The 21,513-nt window shown below is 52.8% G+C and carries 18 protein-coding genes; 16 read left to right on the top strand and 2 right to left on the bottom strand.

Annotated features, from left to right (window positions below; translation table 11 throughout):
* Positions 1-42: 42 nt before the first annotated feature.
* Entirely contained in the window at positions 43-444 is a 402-nt protein-coding gene (locus tag B212_RS0120475) for a secondary thiamine-phosphate synthase enzyme YjbQ (RefSeq protein WP_019912911.1), read from the bottom strand.
* 186 nt (positions 445-630) lie between these two features.
* Here B212_RS0120475 and cysT point away from each other — a divergent pair, with 186 nt between their 5' ends.
* From cysT to hydF (B212_RS0120395), 16 genes are all read left to right on the top strand, one after another.
* On the top strand, positions 631-1,446 hold the full coding sequence (cysT, locus tag B212_RS0120470; RefSeq protein WP_019912910.1) for a sulfate ABC transporter permease subunit CysT: 816 nt from the start codon (positions 631-633) through the stop codon (positions 1,444-1,446).
* Entirely contained in the window at positions 1,443-2,240 is a 798-nt protein-coding gene (locus tag B212_RS0120465) for a sulfate ABC transporter permease subunit (RefSeq protein ID WP_019912909.1), read from the top strand. The genes cysT and B212_RS0120465 overlap by 4 nt, the downstream gene beginning before the upstream one ends.
* Position 2,241: 1 nt before the next feature.
* On the top strand, positions 2,242-3,306 hold the full coding sequence (locus B212_RS0120460; protein ID WP_019912908.1) for a sulfate/molybdate ABC transporter ATP-binding protein: 1,065 nt from the start codon (positions 2,242-2,244) through the stop codon (positions 3,304-3,306).
* 22 nt (positions 3,307-3,328) lie between these two features.
* Positions 3,329-4,402 carry a sulfate ABC transporter substrate-binding protein gene (locus tag B212_RS0120455; protein WP_019912907.1) on the top strand — a complete coding sequence of 358 codons (1,074 nt, stop codon included), beginning with the start codon at positions 3,329-3,331 and terminating at the stop codon, positions 4,400-4,402.
* 262 nt (positions 4,403-4,664) lie between these two features.
* The gene (locus tag B212_RS0120450; protein WP_028530960.1) at positions 4,665-5,447 is read left to right on the top strand and encodes an MBL fold metallo-hydrolase; all 783 of its coding nucleotides are present in this window, start codon (positions 4,665-4,667) and stop codon (positions 5,445-5,447) included.
* Between the two features lie 51 nt (positions 5,448-5,498).
* Positions 5,499-6,083 carry a GNAT family N-acetyltransferase gene (locus B212_RS0120445; RefSeq protein ID WP_019912905.1) on the top strand — a complete coding sequence of 195 codons (585 nt, stop codon included), beginning with the start codon at positions 5,499-5,501 and terminating at the stop codon, positions 6,081-6,083.
* 195 nt (positions 6,084-6,278) lie between these two features.
* The gene (gene hydE / locus B212_RS0120440) at positions 6,279-7,328 is read left to right on the top strand and encodes a [FeFe] hydrogenase H-cluster radical SAM maturase HydE (protein ID WP_019912903.1); all 1,050 of its coding nucleotides are present in this window, start codon (positions 6,279-6,281) and stop codon (positions 7,326-7,328) included.
* Between the two features lie 91 nt (positions 7,329-7,419).
* A complete protein-coding gene (locus tag B212_RS0120435; protein WP_019912902.1) occupies positions 7,420-8,412 on the top strand; it encodes a 2-oxoacid:acceptor oxidoreductase family protein in 993 nt (330 codons plus the stop codon).
* A 20-nt stretch (positions 8,413-8,432) separates the two neighbouring features.
* Positions 8,433-10,724, top strand: a complete 2,292-nt coding sequence (locus B212_RS0120430; protein WP_019912901.1) for a thiamine pyrophosphate-dependent enzyme — start codon at positions 8,433-8,435, stop codon at positions 10,722-10,724.
* A gap of 150 nt (positions 10,725-10,874) precedes the next feature.
* Positions 10,875-11,375, top strand: coding sequence for an NADH-quinone oxidoreductase subunit NuoE family protein (locus B212_RS0120425; protein ID WP_019912900.1), 501 nt, complete (start codon positions 10,875-10,877; stop codon positions 11,373-11,375).
* A 42-nt stretch (positions 11,376-11,417) separates the two neighbouring features.
* On the top strand, positions 11,418-13,295 hold the full coding sequence (nuoF, locus tag B212_RS0120420; RefSeq protein ID WP_019912899.1) for an NADH-quinone oxidoreductase subunit NuoF: 1,878 nt from the start codon (positions 11,418-11,420) through the stop codon (positions 13,293-13,295).
* 17 nt (positions 13,296-13,312) lie between these two features.
* On the top strand, positions 13,313-15,049 hold the full coding sequence (locus B212_RS0120415; protein ID WP_019912898.1) for an NADH-dependent [FeFe] hydrogenase, group A6: 1,737 nt from the start codon (positions 13,313-13,315) through the stop codon (positions 15,047-15,049).
* A 4-nt stretch (positions 15,050-15,053) separates the two neighbouring features.
* Complete coding sequence (gene hydG / locus B212_RS0120410) at positions 15,054-16,517, top strand: [FeFe] hydrogenase H-cluster radical SAM maturase HydG (RefSeq protein WP_442950103.1); 1,464 nt, start codon at positions 15,054-15,056, stop codon at positions 16,515-16,517.
* 26 nt (positions 16,518-16,543) lie between these two features.
* A complete protein-coding gene (hydF, locus tag B212_RS0120405; protein WP_019912896.1) occupies positions 16,544-17,734 on the top strand; it encodes a [FeFe] hydrogenase H-cluster maturation GTPase HydF in 1,191 nt (396 codons plus the stop codon).
* A 9-nt stretch (positions 17,735-17,743) separates the two neighbouring features.
* Positions 17,744-19,156, top strand: coding sequence for an aspartate ammonia-lyase (locus B212_RS0120400; RefSeq protein WP_019912895.1), 1,413 nt, complete (start codon positions 17,744-17,746; stop codon positions 19,154-19,156).
* Positions 19,157-19,198: 42 nt separating this feature from the next.
* Entirely contained in the window at positions 19,199-20,467 is a 1,269-nt protein-coding gene (gene hydF, locus B212_RS0120395) for a [FeFe] hydrogenase H-cluster maturation GTPase HydF (RefSeq protein ID WP_019912894.1), read from the top strand.
* Positions 20,468-20,708: 241 nt separating this feature from the next.
* Here hydF (B212_RS0120395) and B212_RS0120390 read toward each other — a convergent pair whose 3' ends face one another.
* The gene (locus B212_RS0120390; RefSeq protein WP_019912893.1) at positions 20,709-21,503 is read right to left on the bottom strand and encodes a Cof-type HAD-IIB family hydrolase; all 795 of its coding nucleotides are present in this window, start codon (positions 21,501-21,503) and stop codon (positions 20,709-20,711) included.
* Positions 21,504-21,513: the final 10 nt, after the last annotated feature.

Here is a 21,513-nt window from a genome sequence, read left to right as displayed (position 1 = left end):
CGGCTCTGCTGGAATTGGCAGGGCCGCAATTGTTTGTGGCATTTACCCCTGAATAATCTTCAGATAACATTGACGGCGTCTTGGCCCGTCGAATTCACAGAAGTATATGCCCTGCCAGCGGCCCAGCAGCAGGGCGCCCTCATGAATGATGATGCTTTGGGAAGGACCGGCGGTGATGGATTTCAAATGTGCTGCAGTATTGCCTTCGGCATGGCGGTATTTGGGATGCTCCCACGGATAGACCTCGTCCAGTCGCATCAGCACATCATGCTTCACGTCGGGATCAGCATTTTCGTTGATGGCTATTCCTGCAGTGGTATGCGGACAATAGACGACGAGGATGCCATTCTGTACCCCGCACTTTTTAACATAGGAAATGACTTCGCGGGTGATGTCCCGCAGCTCATCCCGTTTGCTGGTAGTAATCTCCATAGTATGCAGCATAATGTATTCCCCTCTCTGTACAGTAAATATACCATAAGTTTATCCCAAATCGAACGAAAGTAATTGACGGAAGTAAGCGGCTTTGGTAAAGTAGTGATAACTTTAAACCAAGTATATTAATAGGAATAATTATGGCTGTAAAGGCGAGTATACCGACCGGTAAGCCGGAGGTGGGGGGATTGATTCTTGAATACGCTGCTTAGACACAAGGGCTGGACCTGGGGATTCCGCACGACGATCCTGCTTTATTTTGTACTATTGATCGTTCTGCCGATACTTGGCGTCTATTACAACTCATTTTCGCTTGGCTTTGGCAGCTTTGTCGAGAGCATTAGCGACCCGATTGCCTGGAAATCGGTAGTGCTTACTTTGAAGCTGGCGGTTATGGCTACAGTCATTAATGTGCTGCTTGGCACGATGATTGCCTGGGTGCTTATCCGGTATCGGTTTCCCGGCAAGGCACTGCTGAACAGCTTGGTGGACCTGCCTTTTGCGTTGCCGACGGCGGTGGGCGGGCTGATGATTCTGCTGCTGCTTGGTCCGGGCAGTCTGATCGGCAGTCTGGCGGAATCCTTGGGTTTCGAAATTGTGTTCCACCAGCCGGCGATTGTGATTGCGATGATCTTTGTAACCTTTCCTTTTGTCATACGGGCGGTGCAGCCACTGCTTGAAGAGCTCGATCCTTCCGAGGAAGAAGCGGCTTATACGATGGGAGCGGGGCGCAGCCGGGTATTCCGGCAGATAATTTTGCCTTCTATGGCACCTGGGATGATTAGCGGCGGTATGCTGGCATTCTCACGGGCGCTGGCTGAATTCGGAGCTGTTGTGCTGGTAGCCGGGAACATTCCTGGCCGCACGCTTGTATCCTCTGTTTTTATTTTCGGTGAAGTTGAAAGTGACAATCCGGTGGGGGCTGCGGGGGTCTCCATTATTCTGTTAACCTTGTCCTTTGTCATTCTCTGGCTGATTAATATGCTGCAGATGCGGGGGAGAAGAGCATGAGAAGATTATGGATTGGACTCACTTACCTTGTATTTTTCCTTCTGATCGCCGCACCGCTGGGGAAAATGACGATTGGCGCATTCAGCGAAGGCCTTGGCGGGTTCTGGGATGCCTTGACCCGGCCGGAGGCGCTGCACGCACTGATGATGACCGGATTCGTTGTGGTAGTGGTGACACTGCTGAACACGTTGTTCGGCATTATGCTGGCACTGTATCTGGTGCGGGCAAATTGGCTGGGCAGCCGGGTCAAAAGCCTGCTGAACAGCATCGTTGATTTGCCTTATGCCGTATCGCCGGTTATTGGCGGGCTGATGATCGTTCTGCTGCTCGGTCCGGACAGTGCGCTGGGTGCTGTGTTCGAGCAAATCGGGCTGAAGATTGTGTATGCTTTTCCGGGAATGGTCATTGCCACACTCTTTGTGACTTTCCCGCTGATGGTGCGCGAGGTGATGCCGGTGCTGCAGGAAATCGGCTCGCAGCAGGAGGAGGCGGCCTCGACGCTGGGGGCGTACGGCTGGACTACCTTTTGGAAGGTAACCTGGCCTTCAATCCGCTGGGCAGTGATTTACGGTGTGATCCTGACGGTTGCGCGCTCGCTGGGTGAATTCGGGGCGGTGCTGGTCGTCTCGGGCAACATCATGAACAAAACCCAGACTGCAACCACGCTGGTGTATCAGGATGTCGAGAATTTCAATGTAACGGCTGCGGGCGGTGTAGCGCTGGTGCTGGCTGCATTCTCCGCAGGTCTGCTGCTGCTTATGGAATGGAGCAAAAGAAGAAAGGAAGTGCACTGATATGCATGTGGAAGTCCGGGGACTCGATAAGCATTTTGGAGATTTTCATGCGGTGAAGGACGTTAATTTCGGCATTACCAAAGGCCATCTCATTGGACTGCTTGGCCCAAGCGGCGGCGGCAAAACCTCGATTCTGCGCATGCTGGCGGGGCTGGAGACACCGGACAGCGGGGAGATTATTTTTCATGGCAAGACGGTGAATCATCTTCCGCCGCAGGAGCGCGAGATCGGCTTTGTGTTCCAGAACTATGCGCTCTTTAAGCACATGACTGTATATGAGAATATTGCGTTTGGACTGAAGATCAAAAAAGCCAATAAAAGCACAATCCAGAACCGTGTAGCGGAGCTTGTGGAGCTTACGGGACTGAAGGGCTTTGAGAAGCGTTATCCGCATCAGCTCTCGGGTGGGCAGCGGCAGCGGGTTGCTTTTGCCCGGGCGCTTGCACCACAGCCGCAGCTTCTGCTGCTGGATGAGCCGTTCGCGGCGATTGATGCCAAGATCCGCCAGGAGCTGCGTTCCTGGCTGCGCGAGCTGATTGAACGCGTGGGGATCACCTCTATTTTCGTAACCCATGACCAGGATGAAGCGATTGAGGTAGCCGATGAGATCATGATCATTAATCAGGGACGCCTGGAGCAGAAGGGCACACCTTGGGACATCTATAAAGAGCCGAAGACGCCGTTCGTGGCCACCTTCATCGGGGAGTCGACTCTGATCGAGAGCGCCTCGGAGCTGAAGGGCTTTAAGAATGCAGGCGGCGGCAAGCCGACCAAAGCACTGATCCGGCCGGAATATATCGAGGTAGGACATTTGCACGAATTCAAAATGGCGTCAGCAACGGAGCAGGGCATCGTGAAGCATCTGCATTTCCGCGGCAGCGAATGGCTGGTAGAGGTGGAAGTGAACGGACATAAGCTGGTGACCTACCGCTCTCTGGAGAAGGAGACTCTTACACCGGGTCAGGAAATCGCTGTGCTTGTTCACCGTGCTTATCTGTTCAACGATGAACGGAGCTGGATTCAAGAGAACGGCTTGAAGGAAGATCCAATGCCAGTATTTATTTAATAATAGAGGATGTGTGTCCGGGATGAGGCTTTTCAAAAGGAGCAGACAACTGCACGGCTGGCTGGCTGTCCTAATGCTGGCAATGCTCGCGCTGGCTGTGGCCGGTTGCGGGAATGGGAGTGACAACGCAGCGGCGGCCAAGAGTCCGCAGCAAGGCGATCTGACGCTTGTCATTGGAGCCTACAGTGTGGCGAAGGACGCCATGGGTGAAATTCTGCCCCTGTTCGCGGCGGACTGGAAGGCCAAAACCGGACAGAGCATCTCGTTTCAGCAGTCCTATGAGGCTTCGGGTACCCAGGCGCGGGCGATTGCCGGCGGATTTGAAGCGGATGTAACCTTACTGGCGATGGAAGGCGATGTCGATAAGCTGGTTAAGGCGGGGCTTGTAGACAAAACCTGGAGAGACCGGGGCCAGAACGGGATGGTCACCCGCTCGGTGGTGGCGCTGGGCACACGGGAAGGCAATCCGAAGAACATTCATGATTTCGCCGATCTGGCGAAGCCGGGAGTGAAGGTGCTCTATCCCAATCCGAAGACCTCCGGCGGAGCGCAATGGGACATCAACGCCATTTATGGAGCGGGTCTGAAGCTGTCCAAGGAGCAGAAGGGGGAGAAGGACCCTGCTGCTGCCAAAGCTTTTTTGGAGAGCGTGCATGCCAATGTGGAGTCACTGGACAAAAGCGGGCGGGCTTCAATGGCGGCTTTTGAATACGGTGTGGGCGATGTCATTGTTACCTATGAGAATGAGCTGCTGGCTCGGATCACCAAAGGGGTGAAGTATGAGGTCATTATCCCGAAGGATACGATCCTGATTGAGAATCCGGCGGCGGTGGTGGATAAATATGCTGATGAGCATGGAACCCGCCAGGCAGCAGAGGCGCTGGTTAATTTCCTGACTACGCCGCAGGCGCAGGAGGTTTTCGCTAAATACGGGTTCCGTCCTGTAGATAAGAGGGTCTATGCGGAGCATAAGGACCGTTATCCCGTTCCTGCGGGGCTGTTCGATATCAATTACCTCGGCGGCTGGGATAAGGTGCGCTCCACACTGTATTCCAAGCGGGGAATCTGGTATCAGGTGCTGGCCGGGATTAATTGAAGGATGGGGCATGTGTAGCTGTAGCGGAATGAAATGAAATTGCCATCGGTAAAAGAGTTGCTTCATCGGCAGGTATTACTGCGGACGGGGCAGCTCTCTATTGTTTGTCTGCGTTCGCGGACCTGATCTATAATGAAAAGGTATATCTATATATGTTGAACTAAAGAAAATAATAAAGGGCCGAAGTTACGGCTAGGCCCAAATATGAAAAACTAAAGTTCAACTTATATACATCCGCAACGGCAAAAGGGAGAGCTTGCTTATGGACACATTGGTGTTTTTGGGGACTGGGGATGCTATGGGCGTACCCCGGGTGTACTGTAGCTGTGAGACTTGTATGGAGGCAAGAAGCGGCGGGCAAAATATTCGGCTGCGCTCCTCTGTGCTCATAGATAACGGCAGCGATTTCTGGGCGATTGACTGCGGTCCCGACTGGCGGCGGCAGATGGAAATGCAGGGACGGCGCAGCATGCGCAGGCTGCTGGTGACGCATGCCCATTTCGATCATATCGGCGGACTGCCGGAATGGGCGGATAGCTGCCGCTGGCTGGGGTGTAGGGGCGAGCTGTACGCACCAGCGGAGGTAATTCCTGTTATACAGCGGCAATATCCGTGGCTTGTCAGCCACATGGATATGATTCCTTGCGATGACGGACTTGTTCTTGACGGCTGGGAGATTAACACCTGGCGGGTCAACCACGGCAAGAACGGATATTCTTACGCCTACCGGCTGGAGAAGAATGGCTACGCCTGGGTCTATTGCCCGGACTCCATTTCCCTGGGACCGGAGGAGACGAAGCACATGCACGGAGCGGAGCTGCTGGTGCTGGGGACGAGCTTTTACTATGAATCGGCAGAGCTGTCCACCCGTTCTGTCTATGATATGACGGAGGCGGCGGAGCTGCTGAAGGTTGTACGTCCGCACCGGGCCGTGTACACGCATATGTCGCATGATGTGGATTTGCGAAAAGACTACATTTTGCCGGGAAATGTTACGCTCGCGGTAACGGGGATGCAGCTTCAGCTTGGTCATGAGGCACCTTAGACAGGAGTCGTCAAAAGAAATCCTAATCCGAACAGGAGGCTTAATACTACTATGAAATCCGAATCCATTATCCCGCTTATGCTTGATTTTCCCGAGAGCTTCGAGACTGAACGTTTGCTGGTGCGTGCTCCGCTGTGGGGAGATGGGGCAGCGGTGAACGAGGCGATCGGGGAGAGTCTGGAGGAGCTGAAGCCGTGGATGCCTTTTGCCCAAAGTATGCCGTCCCTTACGGACTCCGAGCAATTCGTCAGGGAGTCGCGGCTGAATTTCCTCAAGCGCACACAGTTGAACATGCTTATCTTTCACAAAACAGACGGGAAGTTTATCGGATGCAGCGGTCTGCATCATGTGGACTGGGACGCCCGCTGTTTTGAGACCGGATATTGGATCAGAACCTCTTGCGCAGGCAAGGGATACATAACCGAGGCGGTGAACGGGGTTGTGGAGTTTGCCATCCGGGAGCTTGAAGCGAACCGGATCGAGATCCGCTGCAGCGGGCGTAATGCCAAAAGCGCTGCCGTTGCCGAGCGCGCGGGCTTTACGCTGGATGGCATCCTGCGGCTCAGCACCCGCGGTATGGACGGGGAATTGCATGACTCGAAGGTGTATGCGAAGGTGCGGGGAATTGAATTTTAGAGGAGAATGATGTTTTAACAGAATTCCCAAGCTTGACAGCGGGTTTCCGGTTAGTGGAGACCCGCTGTTTTTTTTGCACTTTTTGGAAAATTTGCAAGAACCCAAAAATGATCGGATCAAGCCGTCATTTAACCCATAACCCCAGCATAGTGTATAGTAATTCATTCAGCCATAGGGGATGGAGGAATATGTCCGATGGGAGATTTGCTTGGCAAATTATTTGAGCAGCATGAGCTGACTAAGGAAGAAATGATTTATTTCCTTAAGCATTTGACTCCTGATCTCAAGTATCGGTTGTTTGATTTGGCGGTGCAAACCCGGAAAAAGTTTTATAATGAAAGCGTTTTTATGCGGGGGTTGATTGAATTTTCAAACTTCTGCAAACAAGATTGCCTGTACTGCGGCCTGCGCAGATCGAACTCCAGAGCGGAGCGTTACCGGCTGACGGAGGAAGAGATTCTGGAGTGTGCGGCAGAGGGGTACCGTCTCGGCTATCGTTCGTTTGTTTTACAGAGCGGAGAGGATTGTTATTTCACGGAAGAACGGATGATCTCCTTAGTCAAGAACATGAAGGCACAGTATCCTGATGCGGCAATTACCTTGTCGATTGGTGAGCGAAGCGAAGCCTTTTATCGTGCGCTTTTTGATGCAGGGACTGACCGTTACTTGCTTCGGCATGAGGCGGCTTCACGTTCGCTGTACCAAGCTTTGCATCCGGGGATGTCGTATGACAACCGTGTGAACTGCCTGTGGACGCTCAAAAAAATGGGCTATCAGGTGGGAGCCGGGTTCATGGTAGGACTTCCGGGTCAGACCTGTGAGCATCTTGCAGAGGATCTGCTGTTTCTGAAGGAGCTCCACCCGGAGATGATCGGCATCGGACCCTTCATCCCGCATAGCGCAACTCCTCTAAAGGCTGCTCAAGGCGGAACCGTTGAAGACACGCTCGTGATGATTGCTATGGCAAGACTGCTTATTCCGGATGCGTTGATGCCTGCTACCACGGCAATGGGGTCTCTTGATAGAGAAGGTAGAGAGAAGGCGCTTTTGGCGGGAAGCAATGTAGTTATGCCTATTCTATCCCCCTTGAAGGTCCGCGAGAAATATGCCCTCTATGAGAACAAGATTTGTATGGGAGACGAAGCTGCACGCTGCAGGAGCTGTATCGAAATGAGAATCGCAGCCGCCGGATTTAAGATTGAACTCAGCAGAGGGGATCACTGCAGCTTCATTACGCACACCTGATAAAAGCGAATGCTGCGGATATCATTTTTTAGTATTGCAAGTGAATAATTTCACGTTTTATTGTCTGACAAAGCTTTAAGGAGGAGATTTAATGTCTACTTTGCCGAAAATGAATGCGCTTGGCTTTTACGAAATCCGTCTTGAATCCATCGGCGGACTTGGAGCCAACCTTGCAGGTAAAATGCTTGCCGAGACCGGCGCACTTGAGCTTGGATTCAATGCAGCCAACTTCTCGTCTTACGGCTCGGAGAAAAAGGGCACGCCCATCAAAACCTTTGTCCGCTTCTGCGACCCGGAGGTTGAGATAAGGGACCACAGTCCAATCGAAGAGCCGCATCTGGTGGCGGTTTTTCATGAAGCCCTCTATAAGACGGTTAACGTGGTTAGCGGCATGCAGCCGGATGGAGTTGTTCTGGTTAATACCACGCGGGACTTCGACGATGTGCGGGCAGACCTGAAGCTTGAATACGGTACGGTTGCTTTGGTGGATGCCATGGGGATCGCCGTTGAAGAGAAAACGAAAGTAAATACCTCGATGCTTGGCGCGATGTTCCGTATCTGCGGCTTCCTTGATCCCGAAGCCATGCGCAAGGTAATCCGCAGAACCTTTGAGAAGAAATATCCGCATCTGGTGGAGCCGAACATCCGCACCTTCGACCGCGGCTACAATGAAGTGAAATTTAAAACATACGAGGTGCCGGCAGGCACTGAAGCGGCTCCTTTTATCCGCGCGAAATCTCCGTTTGGTTATGCGACACAGCTCCCAGGCGGCGTGATTATGGCTCAGGGCAACAGTACGCTCAAGGATTTGAGCGGCTCGCGTGCAGGCCTGCTGCCTGTGCTGGATACTGAATCATGCATTAGCTGCGCGGCCTGCGACAATGTGTGCCCTGACAATTGTTTTGTCTGGGAGGAAGGCGAAGACAAGCGTGGACGGCCACAGCAATTCCTGCTCGGCATCGACTATCAATACTGTAAAGGCTGCCTGAAATGCATCGAAGTATGCCCGACAGAAGCCCTCACCAGTATCCGGGAAGAGGTTGGTTTTGCCGAACAGCATCGTGTAGCCCAAGTGTTCAAGTAATGGAAAGGGAGGATATGACCATGTCGATTAGTGAAAATACACAAGCAAAGACAGTACCGGCTGAGCAGGTTACCTGCTTCGAATCCGGCAATGAAATGGCGGCTACCGCTGCCGCTCAGATCAATTACCACATCATGGGTTACTTTCCGATAACGCCTTCTACGGAAGTGGCCCAATACCTGGACCAGATGAAAGCCAGGGGGCAGCACGATATTGAGCTGATCGCAGCGGATGGCGAGCATGGTTCTGCCGGGATATGCTACGGTGCCGCTATGGCGGGTGCGCGCGTCATCAATGCAACCAGCTCCCAAGGTTTCCTGTATATGCTGGAGCAGCTCCCCACCCAGTCTGGAACACGTTTCCCGATGGTGCTGAACCTCGTTACCCGTGCTGTCAGCGGACCGCTGGATATTCGCGGAGACCACTCTGACTTGTACTATGGTCTTAATACCGGGTGGGTCATCCTGACGGCCAGTACACCGCAAGCGGTATATGACATGAACATCCTGGCACTCAAAATTGCCGAGCATTCTAAGGTGCGTCTGCCCGTGATCGTTGCTTATGACGGCTTCTTCACCTCCCACCAAAAACGCAAGGTTCAATACTTCAAAGAGAACGGGGTCGTTCAGAATTTCGTCGGTCCAAATCCCAACCACAATTATCCGAATGTCTCAGATCCTTCACGTCCGGTAACCATTGGTGCGCATATGGGCGGCGATGACCTCCTGAATAACCACTATCAGTTATCCGAAGCGCTGGAAAAAGCGGGTGAAGTCTATGAGGAAGTCGCGCGGGAGTATGCTCTATTGTCCGGGCGCGAGTATCCGGTTCTCGACCTGTATCGCATGGAGGATGCTGAAGTAGCAGTGTTCCTGCTGAACTCGGCAGGGGAATCCGCCAAGGATACCGTTGACGCCCTTCGTGCCAAAGGGATCAAAGCAGGGCTGGTTCGTCCGAACATTATCCGTCCGTTCCCGGCGGAACAATTGCGCCAAGCTCTTAAGAACGTCAAGGCGCTGCTTGTCGGTGAACGTGCGGACTCCTATGGCGCCAAGGGCGGCAATCTCACCCACGAAATCCGCTCGGCACTTCAAGTAGATCCGGATAATAAGACGATCATTCTTTCCCGCATCTTTGGTCTCGGCGGCAAGGATTTCTATGCGGATGATGCAGAAGCATTCTTTAAATTGGCTATAGATGCGGCAGAAAAGGGGTATGCCGCGAAGCCTTTTGACTATCATGGCCACTACCCCGGGGACGCCAAGGATGCGCTTGCTCCGGTTCATGAACCGCTGCATGGCGGTGCTTACAAGAGCGGCCTCATCCAAGTCACGCCAAGTGAAGATACCGGTCTGCTGAAGGTTAAGCTTCCGCCGCTCCGGCAACTGACTGCCAAGCCGCATCGGCTGGCTCCCGGACATGGCGCCTGCCCCGGCTGCGGCGCACTCTCTGCACTGGAGCTGTTCTTCAAAGGAATCGAAGGCGACATGGTGGTCCTGTTCCAAACGGGCTGTGCGTATGTTGTAACCGCAAGCTATCCGTATTCCTCGCACAACCAGACCTTCGTACACAACCTGTTCCAGAACGGCGCAGCTACCTTGGCCGGTATGGTTGATGCCTTCTATGAATTGAAGCGCCGCGGCGAAGTTCAGGTGAGCGACGATGTTACCTTCATCATGGTCTCCGGCGACGGGGGAATGGATATCGGGATGGGCGCAACTATAGGTGCGGCACTTCGCAACCACAAGATGATCATCCTTGAATACGATAACGAGGGTTACATGAACACCGGATCACAATTGTCTTACTCCACGCCAGTAGGTCACTTGACCAGCACCTCGGGGGTGGGGAAAACGCAAAAGGGCAAGAAGGGCCATCACAAGGATACAGCGCAAATTCTGGCGGCCTGCAACATTCCCTATGTGTTCACCGCTGCTGAATCGAGCCCGCAGGATATGCTGCAAAAAGCAGCCAAAGCCCAGTGGTACGCCAATAACGTGGGTACGGCTTACGGCAAGCTTCTCTGCGCCTGCCCGCTGAACTGGAGAACCTCTGACCATAGCGGCCATGACCTGGTGAAGGCGGCTGTTGATTCCTGCTTCTTCCCGCTGTATGAAATTGAGCAGGGCATCACGAGTATCACCTACAACCCGGAACTGAAGGGTAAACGCATCCCGGCAGTGGAATGGCTGAAGGGAATGGGTAAAACCAAACATTTGCTCAAGGATGAAGAGCTGCTGCAAAGCTTCGAAGCCGAAATCGAGCGCCGCTGGAGCAGGCTGAAGCTCAAACACGAGAATTCATTGCTCTAAGATTCTGTGGAGGCCGACAGGTAAAGGCTTCGGCCTCTTCCCCCTAACTGAAAATCATTCTCAATACATTATATTGGAATTTCCGCAAAAGATGCTGCATTCTTCAATACTAAGCCCAAATCTTTACTTTGAGTGGAGGGAGCGTTCTTAATGGAACATCAACAGGTCAAGAGCTGCGGAGGCGTAGCCGAAGCTGACGAGAAGCTGATGAAGGTACAGTCGGCAATCACGCAGTTCAAAATGCTCAAGGGGGCGCTGATTCCAGTGCTCCACGAAATTCAGGATATCTACGGCTATCTGCCGGAGCATGTGCTCCAGATCGTGTCCACAGAGCTTAACTTGCCCATGAGTGAAATCTATGGGGTGGCGTCGTTTTATCATTTCTTCTCACTTACTCCTAAAGGGGAGAATGTAATCCATGTGTGCCTCGGGACAGCTTGTTATATCAAAGGCGCACAAGGTGTGCTTGACCGTCTGAGCACCGAGCTTAAAGTGCCTGTACAGGGAACCACAGAGAACAACAAATTCACACTTGAAGCGACCCGCTGCCTGGGGGCCTGCGGCCTTGCGCCTGTCATGACCATTGGCGAGAAGGTGCATGGACGGCTGGCTCCTAACAGCATTCCAAAAATTCTGAAGGAATATAAATGATGATCTTGCGCCTTATGCGCATTTGATACGGGAGGTATGGGCATGAAGCTGTTAACGGATCTTGATGCAATCAAAACACTCACGCAAGGTCGTCTCAGCAACCGGAAAATCACGGGAGAAACCGCTGATTCCATCAAGTTCAGATCCGTAATGGTGTGTGGGGGGACGGGGTGCACATCGTCGGATTCCAATACAATCATCGCTGAATTGAACCAGGAAATAGCAAAACACGGCATTCAGGAACAGGTGGAGGTCGTGCGTACAGGCTGCTTCGGCCTATGCGAGCTTGGCCCGGTTGTCATCGTATACCCGGAAGGGATTTTTTACAGCCGCGTCGAGGTTAAGGATATTGCGAAGCTGGTCGAAGAGCATCTGCTTCAAGGCAAACCGTATGAGAAGAAAATTTACGAGAAGACCAGACAGGGCGGCGGACTCCTGAACTTTGAAGAAACTGAATTTTACAAAAAACAAGTACGGATTGCCCTGCACAACTGCGGTGTCATTGACCCGGAAAATATTGATGAGTATATCGGAAGCAGCGGCTATAAAGCGCTGGACCAGGTGCTGAAGACCATGAGCCGCCAAGAGGTCATTGATACGGTTAAGCAGTCCGGTCTCCGGGGGCGAGGCGGCGGCGGCTTCAACACGGGGCTGAAGTGGGAATTCGCGGCGAAGCAGGATAAGAAGCAGAAGTACGTCATTTGTAATGCGGACGAAGGCGACCCGGGGGCTTTTATGGACCGCTCAATTCTCGAAGGCAACCCGCATTCTGTAATTGAAGCGATGGCTATTGCCGGTTATGCCATTGGTTCAAATCAAGGTTTTATCTACGTTCGTGCAGAGTATCCCATCGCTGTCCAGCGTTTTATGAAAGCGCTTGACCAAGCCCGTGAGTATGGGCTGCTCGGTGATAATATCCTTGGAACCGGCTTTGCCTTCAACATTGATGTGCGGCTGGGGGCCGGAGCTTTTGTCTGCGGTGAGGAAACAGCTTTGATCCACTCGATTGAAGGCCACCGGGGGATGCCGACGCCCAAACCGCCTTTCCCGGCCGTAGAAGGCCTGTGGGGTCAGCCGACGATTATCAACAATGTGGAGACGCTGGCTAATGTCGCTCAAATTATTCTTCACGGTGCCCGGTGGTATGCAAGCATCGGAACCGAGAAGTCTAAAGGCACTAAAGTATTTGCTCTGGGCGGAAAGGTCGTGAACACCGGCCTGGTTGAAGTGCCCATGGGCATAACTCTGCGTGAGGTTATTTTTGAGATTGGCGGCGGGATTCCGGGCGGCAAAAAATTCAAGGCGGTCCAAACCGGTGGTCCATCCGGCGGCTGTCTGACGGAAGAGCATCTGGACTGCACGATAGATTTTGACACACTGACCAGTCTGGGGTCGATGATGGGCTCCGGCGGCATGATCATCATGGACGAAGATACCTGTATGGTTGACGTTGCAAGGTTCTACCTGGATTTCACACGCGATGAATCCTGCGGTAAATGTACGCCCTGCCGCATAGGTACGAAACGTCTGCTTGAATTGCTCGATAAGATCACGGGAGGCAAAGGTTGTATTGAGGATCTGGAGAAGCTTGAGGACCTCTCGGTCCAGATCAAGAATGCATCTCTGTGTGCGTTAGGCCAGACTGCGCCCAACCCGGTATTGTCTACGATTAAATATTTTCGTGAAGAGTACATGGCCCATATTGCCGACAACAAATGTCCGGCTGGCGTCTGTAAATCCCTGATTTCTTATCAAATTGATCCTGAGCTATGCCGGGGCTGCAGCCTCTGCGCGAAAAAATGCCCGAACGATGCGATCTCCGGCGAAATGAAGGAACCGTTTGTCATCGACACGGCGGCCTGCATCAAGTGTGGTGTCTGCTTCGATGTATGCAAATTCAAAGCCGTAGCGATAGTCTGACGAGGGGAGTGATCAAGTTGGATACCATTAAAATCATGATTGACGGCATCGAGGCGGAGGTTGCCAAAGGGACAACGGTTCTCGAAGCAGCCCGTGATCAGGGCATTCATATTCCAACTCTGTGTTATTTGAAAGGGATCAACCATTCTTCAAGCTGCCGGGTATGCGTGGTTGAAGCCGGCCCAAGGCTTATTGCTTCCTGTACGCTGATCGCGGAGGAGGGCATGAACATTCGGACGAACACCAGGAAGGTCCGGGATGCCCGGAGAACTTCCGTCGAGCTGCTATTGTCCGACCATAACCAGGAATGTCTCAGTTGCTCCCGCAGCGGGGGCTGTGAGCTGCAAGCCGTCTCCAGTGATCTCAATATCCGCAAAGTGACTTACACCGGTGAAAAATCGAGCCAGGAGAAGGACTACACTTCCCCGGCCATTCTTCGTGACGCATCCAAATGTATTCTTTGCGGCCGCTGTGTCGGGGCTTGCAGTACTGTGCAGACGGTGGGGGCGATCAGCTTCGCCAGGCGCGGTTTTGATACGATGATCTCGACCGCCTTCGGCCGCCCGCTTGCGGATTCAACCTGTGTCAACTGCGGCCAGTGCATTATGACTTGTCCCGTAGGCGCGCTTAGCGAGCACGAGAGCATCAATGAGGTGTGGAATGATCTCGCAGATCCAGGCAAATATGTGGTGGTACAGACAGCGCCTGCTGTACGTGTTGCCCTTGGCGAGGAATTCGGGATGCCCGTGGGGACACGCCTGACCGGTAAAATGGTTGCTGCCCTGCGGAAGCTGGGCTTCGATAAAGTGTTCGACACGAACTTTGCCGCGGACCTGACGATTATGGAAGAAGGCACGGAGCTGATCTCCCGCCTTACCAGCGGACAGAACCTGCCGCTTATGACATCCTGCTGTCCAGGCTGGGTTAAATTTATGGAGCATAATTTCCCGGATATGCTGGATAACCTGTCCACCTGCAAATCCCCGCATGAAATGGAAGGGGCAATGGTGAAGTCCTTTTTTGCCAATAAAATGGGAATTGATCCGCACAATATTGTCGTTGTCTCGATCATGCCTTGTACCGCCAAGAAGTTCGAGGGTGCGCGGGAAGAGCTGTCGCATGAAGGACTGCAGGATGTTGACCGGGTACTGACGACCCGCGAGCTTGCGGGAATGATCAAAGAAGCGGGGATTGACTTTGTTAACCTGAAGGATGAAGCGTTCGACAATCCGATTGGCGAGGGCTCCGGTGCGGGCGTTATTTTCGGGGCGACCGGCGGTGTCGCAGAAGCTGCGCTTCGTACGGTGTTCGAGGTCCTCTCGGGCAAGGAGCTGGATACCATCGAATACACGGCTGTCCGGGGCATGGATGGAATCAGGGAAAATATAATTGAGCTGCCTAACGGCCGGAAGATTCGGACGGCTGTCGCTCATGGTCTCGGCAATGCGCGCACACTGATGGAAGCGATTAAACGCGGAGAACAAAGCTATGAATTCATCGAAGTAATGGCCTGCCCCGGCGGCTGCATTACGGGGGGCGGTCAGCCGATTGTGGATGCAAGGACCTCTGAACGGATTGATATTAAGGCGGAACGGGCCAAGGCCATTTACACGGAGGATGAGGCCCAAACGGTCCGCAAATCACACCACAATCCTTATATAAAAGCCCTTTATGAAGAGTTCCTGGGTGCGCCGAACAGTCACCTTGCACATGAACTGCTGCACACACATTATGTGACGCGCTCCAGGTTCTAAACCTATGCTTCCGTACCACAAAACATTGAGGAGGCTGACGAAGTTGCGGAAAGATTGGGAACCCGCTGATTTTATCAATGACGAGGAGATCCTGTTCAGTCTGGCAGAAGCCAAGGTGAAGGCAGGCGACGAGACCTATGTCCAGTCCATTTTAGAAAAAGCAAGGGCGTGCAAGGGACTTACCCACCGGGAAGCAGCCGTGCTTCTTGAGGTTACAGATACAGACGTGCTTGATAGCATTAACCGCTCTGCGAAGGTCATTAAAGAGAAAATTTACGGCAACCGTATTGTATTGTTCGCTCCATTATATATAAGCAACTACTGCGTCAATAATTGCGAGTACTGCGGCTATAAACACAGCAACAAGGATTTCCAGCGGCGGAAGCTCAGTATGGATGAATTAGCGGATGAAGTCTGCGTGCTGCAGGAATTAGGCCACAAGCGGCTTGTTGTTGAAGCGGGAGAAGATCCGCTAGCCTGTGACATTGATTATGTCGTGGAGTCGATCAAGACGATTTATTCCGTAAAAGTGGATAATGGCAGCATCCGCCGCGTGAACATTAACATTGCAGCTACTACAATCGAGGATTACACGAAGCTTAGGGATGCGGAGATCGGAACCTATATTTTATTTCAGGAGACGTATCACAGACCCACCTATGCTGCGCTGCATCACGAGGGACCCAAGCGGGATTACGACTGGCATACTACGGCCATGGACCGCGCTCAAATGGGCGGAATTGATGATGTGGGCGTTGGCGTTCTCTACGGCCTGTATGACTACAAGTACGATACAGTCGCTATGCTGATGCATGCCGAGCACCTGGAGGAGAGGTTTGGTGTTGGTCCCCATACGGTATCTGTTCCCAGGCTGCGTGAGGCGGCAGGTGTAAATTTGGAAACGTACCCGCATTTGGTGAAGGATGAGGATTTCAAGAAGCTGGTTGCCGTTCTGCGGTTGGCGGTTCCCTATGCCGGAATGATTCTCTCCACCCGCGAAGAGCCGTCATTCCGTGACGAGGTGATCAAGCTGGGGATTTCCCAGGTGAGTGCAGGCTCCAGTACGGGGGTCGGCGGATACATGGAGACCAGGAAGGGAACCGCAGGCCAGCCAAAAGAGAAGCCTCAGTTCGAAGTAAGCGATCATCGTTCGCCGGAGGAGATTATCCGTGGACTGTGCCAGGATGGGTATGTTCCCAGCTATTGCACAGCCTGCTACCGGGAAGGGCGTACAGGCGACCGCTTCATGAGACTTGCCAAATCCGGGCAAATTCATAATGTGTGCCAGCCGAACTCTCTTTTAACATTTAAGGAGTACTTGCTTGATTATGCGGACGAAGAGACCCGTATCTTGGGGGAAGAGATCATTCGCAGGGGCCTTGATGATATTCCGAAGGAAGCTGCGAGAAAAGCGACCATTATTCGGCTCCAGCGCATTGAAAATGGCGAACGGGATTTACGTTTCTAAAATCGTATCATAAGGAGAGAAACGTTATGCAATTTACACCACAATCCAACAAAATGCATATCGCTGTGTTGGGCAGAAGAAATGCCGGGAAATCCAGTCTGATTAACGCGCTCACAGCGAAAAAAACCTTGCTCGTCAGCGATGAGCCGGGAACGACAACCGAACCGGTCTTTCAATATCTGGAGATCAAAAATATAGGGACTGCTATCATCGTAGATACGGCCGGAATTGATGACCCGGACCTCTTCCGGGTGCAAAAGACGAGAGAGGTTATGGATTTAACCGATCTGGGGATGATGATTTTCTCCGATGAGCCGGGCGACTACAAGCTGGAGAAGGAATGGGTCCGCGAGCTGGCTAACCGGAATATTCCTGTCATCGGGGTCATTGCCAAAACCGACGATCATTATGCAGATATTGACTCGCTGAAGACAGAGCTTAACATCCCCTTCGTGAAGCTAAGCGTCAAGCGGAACTCCAACCTGGGAAGCCTGCGCCATGCTATGAGCGCCTATGCTCCTGCCGAGTTTGAACGCAACAGCATTGTGGGAGACTTGATCAACCCTGGCGATCTGGTGGTCATGGTGATGCCTGAGATGATCCCTGCGCCTAAATACCGGCTGGTCGCCTCGCAGCAGCAAATTCTCCGCGATCTGCTGGATCATCACGCTATGGCAGTATCTGTCACCGAAGAAGAGCTGCCGGAGCTGCTCGCGCGTTTGAACAAGTCGCCTAATCTTGTGATTACAGATTCGCAGGTATTTGACAAAGTGAACGAGATTATCCCGGCGGGTGTGCCATTGACCACCTTTGCGATTCTGATGGCGCGGTTTAAGGGCGATTTGGAAACCTTTGTAGCCGGGGCCGGGATGATATCCACCCTGAAGCCTGGAGACAAGGTCCTTCTGTCGGAGGCCTGCATCCATCACCCGCATAACGGAGAAATCGACCGGATGCTGGTTAAGGCCAAGCTTCAGGAAATGGCTGGCGGCGTTCTGGATATCACGACAAGTGTGGGTCCTGATTTCCCTGAAGACATCTCCAGGTATAAGCTGATCGTACACTGCGGAGGCTGTATCTTTAATCGCAAGCAGCTAATGATGCGGCTGCAGAGCTCGGGCGTGCAGGGCGTGCCGATTACCAACTATGGCATCGCTTTTGCCTATTTCCGCGGCATTCTGCCGCGTGTGCTGGAAGTGCTGCAGGTTAAAGCTTGAGTGGGAGAGATGGAACAATCGCGGAAATCCCCCCGTATTGAACGGGATGCATTGGGCGCAAGGGAGGTACCGGCGGCTGCTTATTATGGTATTCATACGGCGCGGGCGATGGACAATTTTCCGGTAAGCGGCAGAACGGTTAACCCTCATTTGCTCCATAGCATGATAACAGTGAAGAAAGCAGCGGCGCTGGCTCATTTGAAGCTGAATACCTATCCGGCGGCCATTGCCCTGGCGATTGTGCAGGCCTGTGATGAGCTTCTGGCAGGGGCCTATAAAGAGCAATTTACGGTAGATGCTCTGCAGGGCGGCGCCGGGACATCCACGAACATGAATGTGAACGAGGTTATCGCGAACCGTGCGATTGAGCTTTTGGGTGGAGAACGCGGGGACTACTCGCGGGTACATCCGCTGGATCACGTCAACTGCTGCCAATCCACCAATGATGTCTATCCATCAGCACTAAGAATGGCTGCGATCGGTCTGGTCCGGCGGTTAAGCCAAGCTTTTGCGTCCTTGCAGGAAGCGTTGCAGGAGAAAGAACAGGCCTTCGCAGATGTGCTCAAGCTGGGCCGTACGGAGCTTATGGATGCTTTGCCGATGATGGCAGGGCAAGGCTTCGGTGCCTACGCCAAAGCAATCGCCCGGGACCGGTGGCGGCTGTACAAGGCGGAGGAACGGCTTAGGGAGATCAACATTGGGGGCACAGCAATTGGAACAGGGCTCAATGCCCCGGTGAAATATACGTTTTATATCACCGATATTTTGCAGGATTTAACCGGATATGGTCTGGCGCGAAGCGAATATCCGATGGACCTCACGCAGAATATGGATGTTCTCGCTGAAGTGTCCGGACTGCTCAAGGCTGCCGCCATTAATCTTATGAAAATATCGGGCGATCTGCGCCTTCTGGCAAGCGGTCCGGCCGGAGGCTTCGGGGAGCTTGAACTGCCCGCTGTTCAGGCGGGCTCCTCAATTATGCCGGGCAAAGTAAATCCGGTGATGGCGGAAATGACAGGAATTGTGGCTATGCGTGTCATCGCCAATGATACAGCCGTAACAATGGCGGCAGCCGGGGGCGAGCTGGAGCTTAATGCGTTTATGCCGCTGATCGCGGATGCGCTTTTGGAATCCTTGGAGATTATGGCGAATGCCGTAAGGCTGTTCGAGGAGCGCTGTGTCCGCGGCATCCGCATGAATGAGGCTCGGTGTCGGGAGACAGTTGTCCATTCCTCCGCTCTGGCCGCCGCACTAATTAGCCACATCGGTTATGAGAAAAGTACAGAGGTCGCCAGGCAAGCGCGGCAAGAAGGCAAATCTGTACGGCAGGTGCTGATGGAGGCCCGGCTGCTCCCGGAGGCTGACATTGATCAAATTCTGAATCCCTATCAAGTGACCAAACCGGGCGTGCCCGGAAAATAAGTACAGATCGGTGTTAACCCGTCAAGGGAAGGAGAGAGCCGCATGAGTGTGAATGATACCCCCCGCTCCAGCCGCTTGCATATCGCCATATTCGGCAGGAGCAACGCCGGGAAATCCAGCCTGATCAACGCGATAACAAAACAGGATGCCGCAGTTGTGTCACCCGTTAAAGGAACAACAACAGATCCCGTATATAAAGCAATGGAACTGCTTCCCCTCGGGCCGGTTGTATTTATTGATACGGCTGGCTTGGATGAGGCGGGAGTGCTCGGGGAGCTGCGAAAACAGAAGACGCTTGAGGTTCTTAGCAAGTCTGACATGGCCCTGATCGTCATTGACGCGGCCTGCGGTGTAACTCCATTTGACCGGCAAATTACTGAGACCGTCCGAAGCAGGGGCATCCCCGCTATTGTTATTTTAAATAAAATAGATTTGTTAGCGGACAAGGAATCATCTCATGCTGAAGACCTTGCAGCTCTTGTTAACAGGACTGAGGAGGAATTAGGCTGTAAGGTGATCCCTGTATCCGCCGTGGAGCGGCAGGGGATAAGCGACCTCATGAAGGCGCTGATTGCGGCTGTACCGGACAATGACGATAAATTCCGCATTATCGGGGATCTGGTCACTCCGGGCGATTTGGTAGTACTGGTGGTGCCGATTGACAAAGCTGCGCCCAAAGGCAGGCTCATTCTTCCGCAGCAGCAGACGATCCGTGACCTGCTGGAGAGTGATGCCATTGCGGTGGTTACCAAGGAATTCGAGCTGAAGGAAACCTTGGAGAGCCTGGGCAAGAAGCCGCGGCTGGTGGTCACGGATTCACAGGTATTCCTGAAGGTTGCGGCAGACACGCCAAAAGACATTCCGCTCACCTCTTTCTCCATCCTGTTTGCCCGGCACAAAGGCAAGCTTGACGAGATGGTAAAAGGCGCGCGCGCGATCGACCGGCTGCAGGACGGCGACAAAGTGCTGATTGCCGAAGCTTGTACACATCATCAGCAGCCAGATGATATCGGCAAGGTGAAGATACCGCGCTGGATTCGCCAGGCTACGGGAAAACAGCTTCAATTCGATGTTGTGAACGGAATGAAGTTCCCGGAGCATGTGAAGGACTACTCGCTTATCGTCCATTGCGGCGGTTGTATGATGAACCGCAGGCAGATGCTCTGGCGGGTGGAGCAAGCTCTTGAGGCTGGAGTCCCCATCGTCAATTATGGCGTTGCGATTGCCTATGTTCAGGGCATTCTGGAGAGGGCGATTTCTCCGTTTCCGCTGGCCCGTATGGCCTGGGAGGCAAGCATGCCGCAGGAGTGAGTTGGTAGCTATACACGGCTAAGTCCACGGGCAAGAAGGATACTTCTTGGGTGGGCTTTTTCTTTGTGTAGAGGGTTAGGTAGGGAGTAAATAAAAGAATAAAGAGGCCTATGCGGCCTCTCATGATTAACAATATGAAGTGAAAAAAGTAAGCAATAGTGGGAAAAAGTATCATTAATTCACTCGAATCAAGCGCTAAGTCATGATTTACTCTGAAATAGGTGTACAGATTCCACTTTGCTTAAGAAAGAATGAATTTATCAATCGCGTATTTCACGCCGTCCTCGTTGTTGCTGAGGGTGACGAAGTCGGCAATTTCCTTCAGCGCCGGAATGGCGTTAGCCATAGCAACGCCAAGACCGGCGGCTTCCAGCATTTCATGGTCGTTCCAGGAGTCACCGACGGCGATGGTTTCGGACAGGTCGCAGCCGAAATGCGCTGCCAGGAATTCGAGCGCGAGGCCTTTGGTACCTTCATGGTGCATGATCTCCAGGAAATGCGGCTTGGATTTCGTAATGTGCACGGAATCGCCCAGCAGCTCACGCAGAATTGGCGCCAGCTCATCCAGGAATGCGGGATCGTCGATGATCAGCATTTTTGGTGTTTTTTGCGGGACAAGCTTTTCCCAATCCGGCTCAATATAGTAACGGGTTCCGTTGAGCGTGGAGTAGTCGATCAGCTTTTGGTTCTCTTCGCGTGCGTAGAGCTTGTCATCAATATAAGTTTGCAGGTGCAGATTATGCTCCACACAATAGTTGAACAGCTTGCGAACGGCATCCTGCGGCACATAACGCTCGTACAGCACCTTTTCATCCATCAGGTTCTTCACAAGTGCGCCCTGGTAAGTAATAATCGGCACATTCAGTCCGGTCTGACGGGCAATGGCCTGGGCCGATGCATAAGCGCGTCCGGTGGCAAGTGTAACTACAACGCCTGCGGCTACAGCCTGTTCAAGCGCTGTTTGTGTTGCCGGGGTTACTTCCTTCTCATCATTAATTAAAGTGTCATCAATATCAATTGCAATCAATTTGTACATTTGAGTTCTC

Source organism: Paenibacillus sp. HW567 (genome assembly GCF_000374185.1).
GTDB lineage: Bacteria > Bacillota > Bacilli > Paenibacillales > Paenibacillaceae > Paenibacillus_AQ.
The sequence above is the reverse complement of the archived record's forward strand: the minus strand, read 5'-3'. Positions and strand labels throughout refer to the sequence as shown.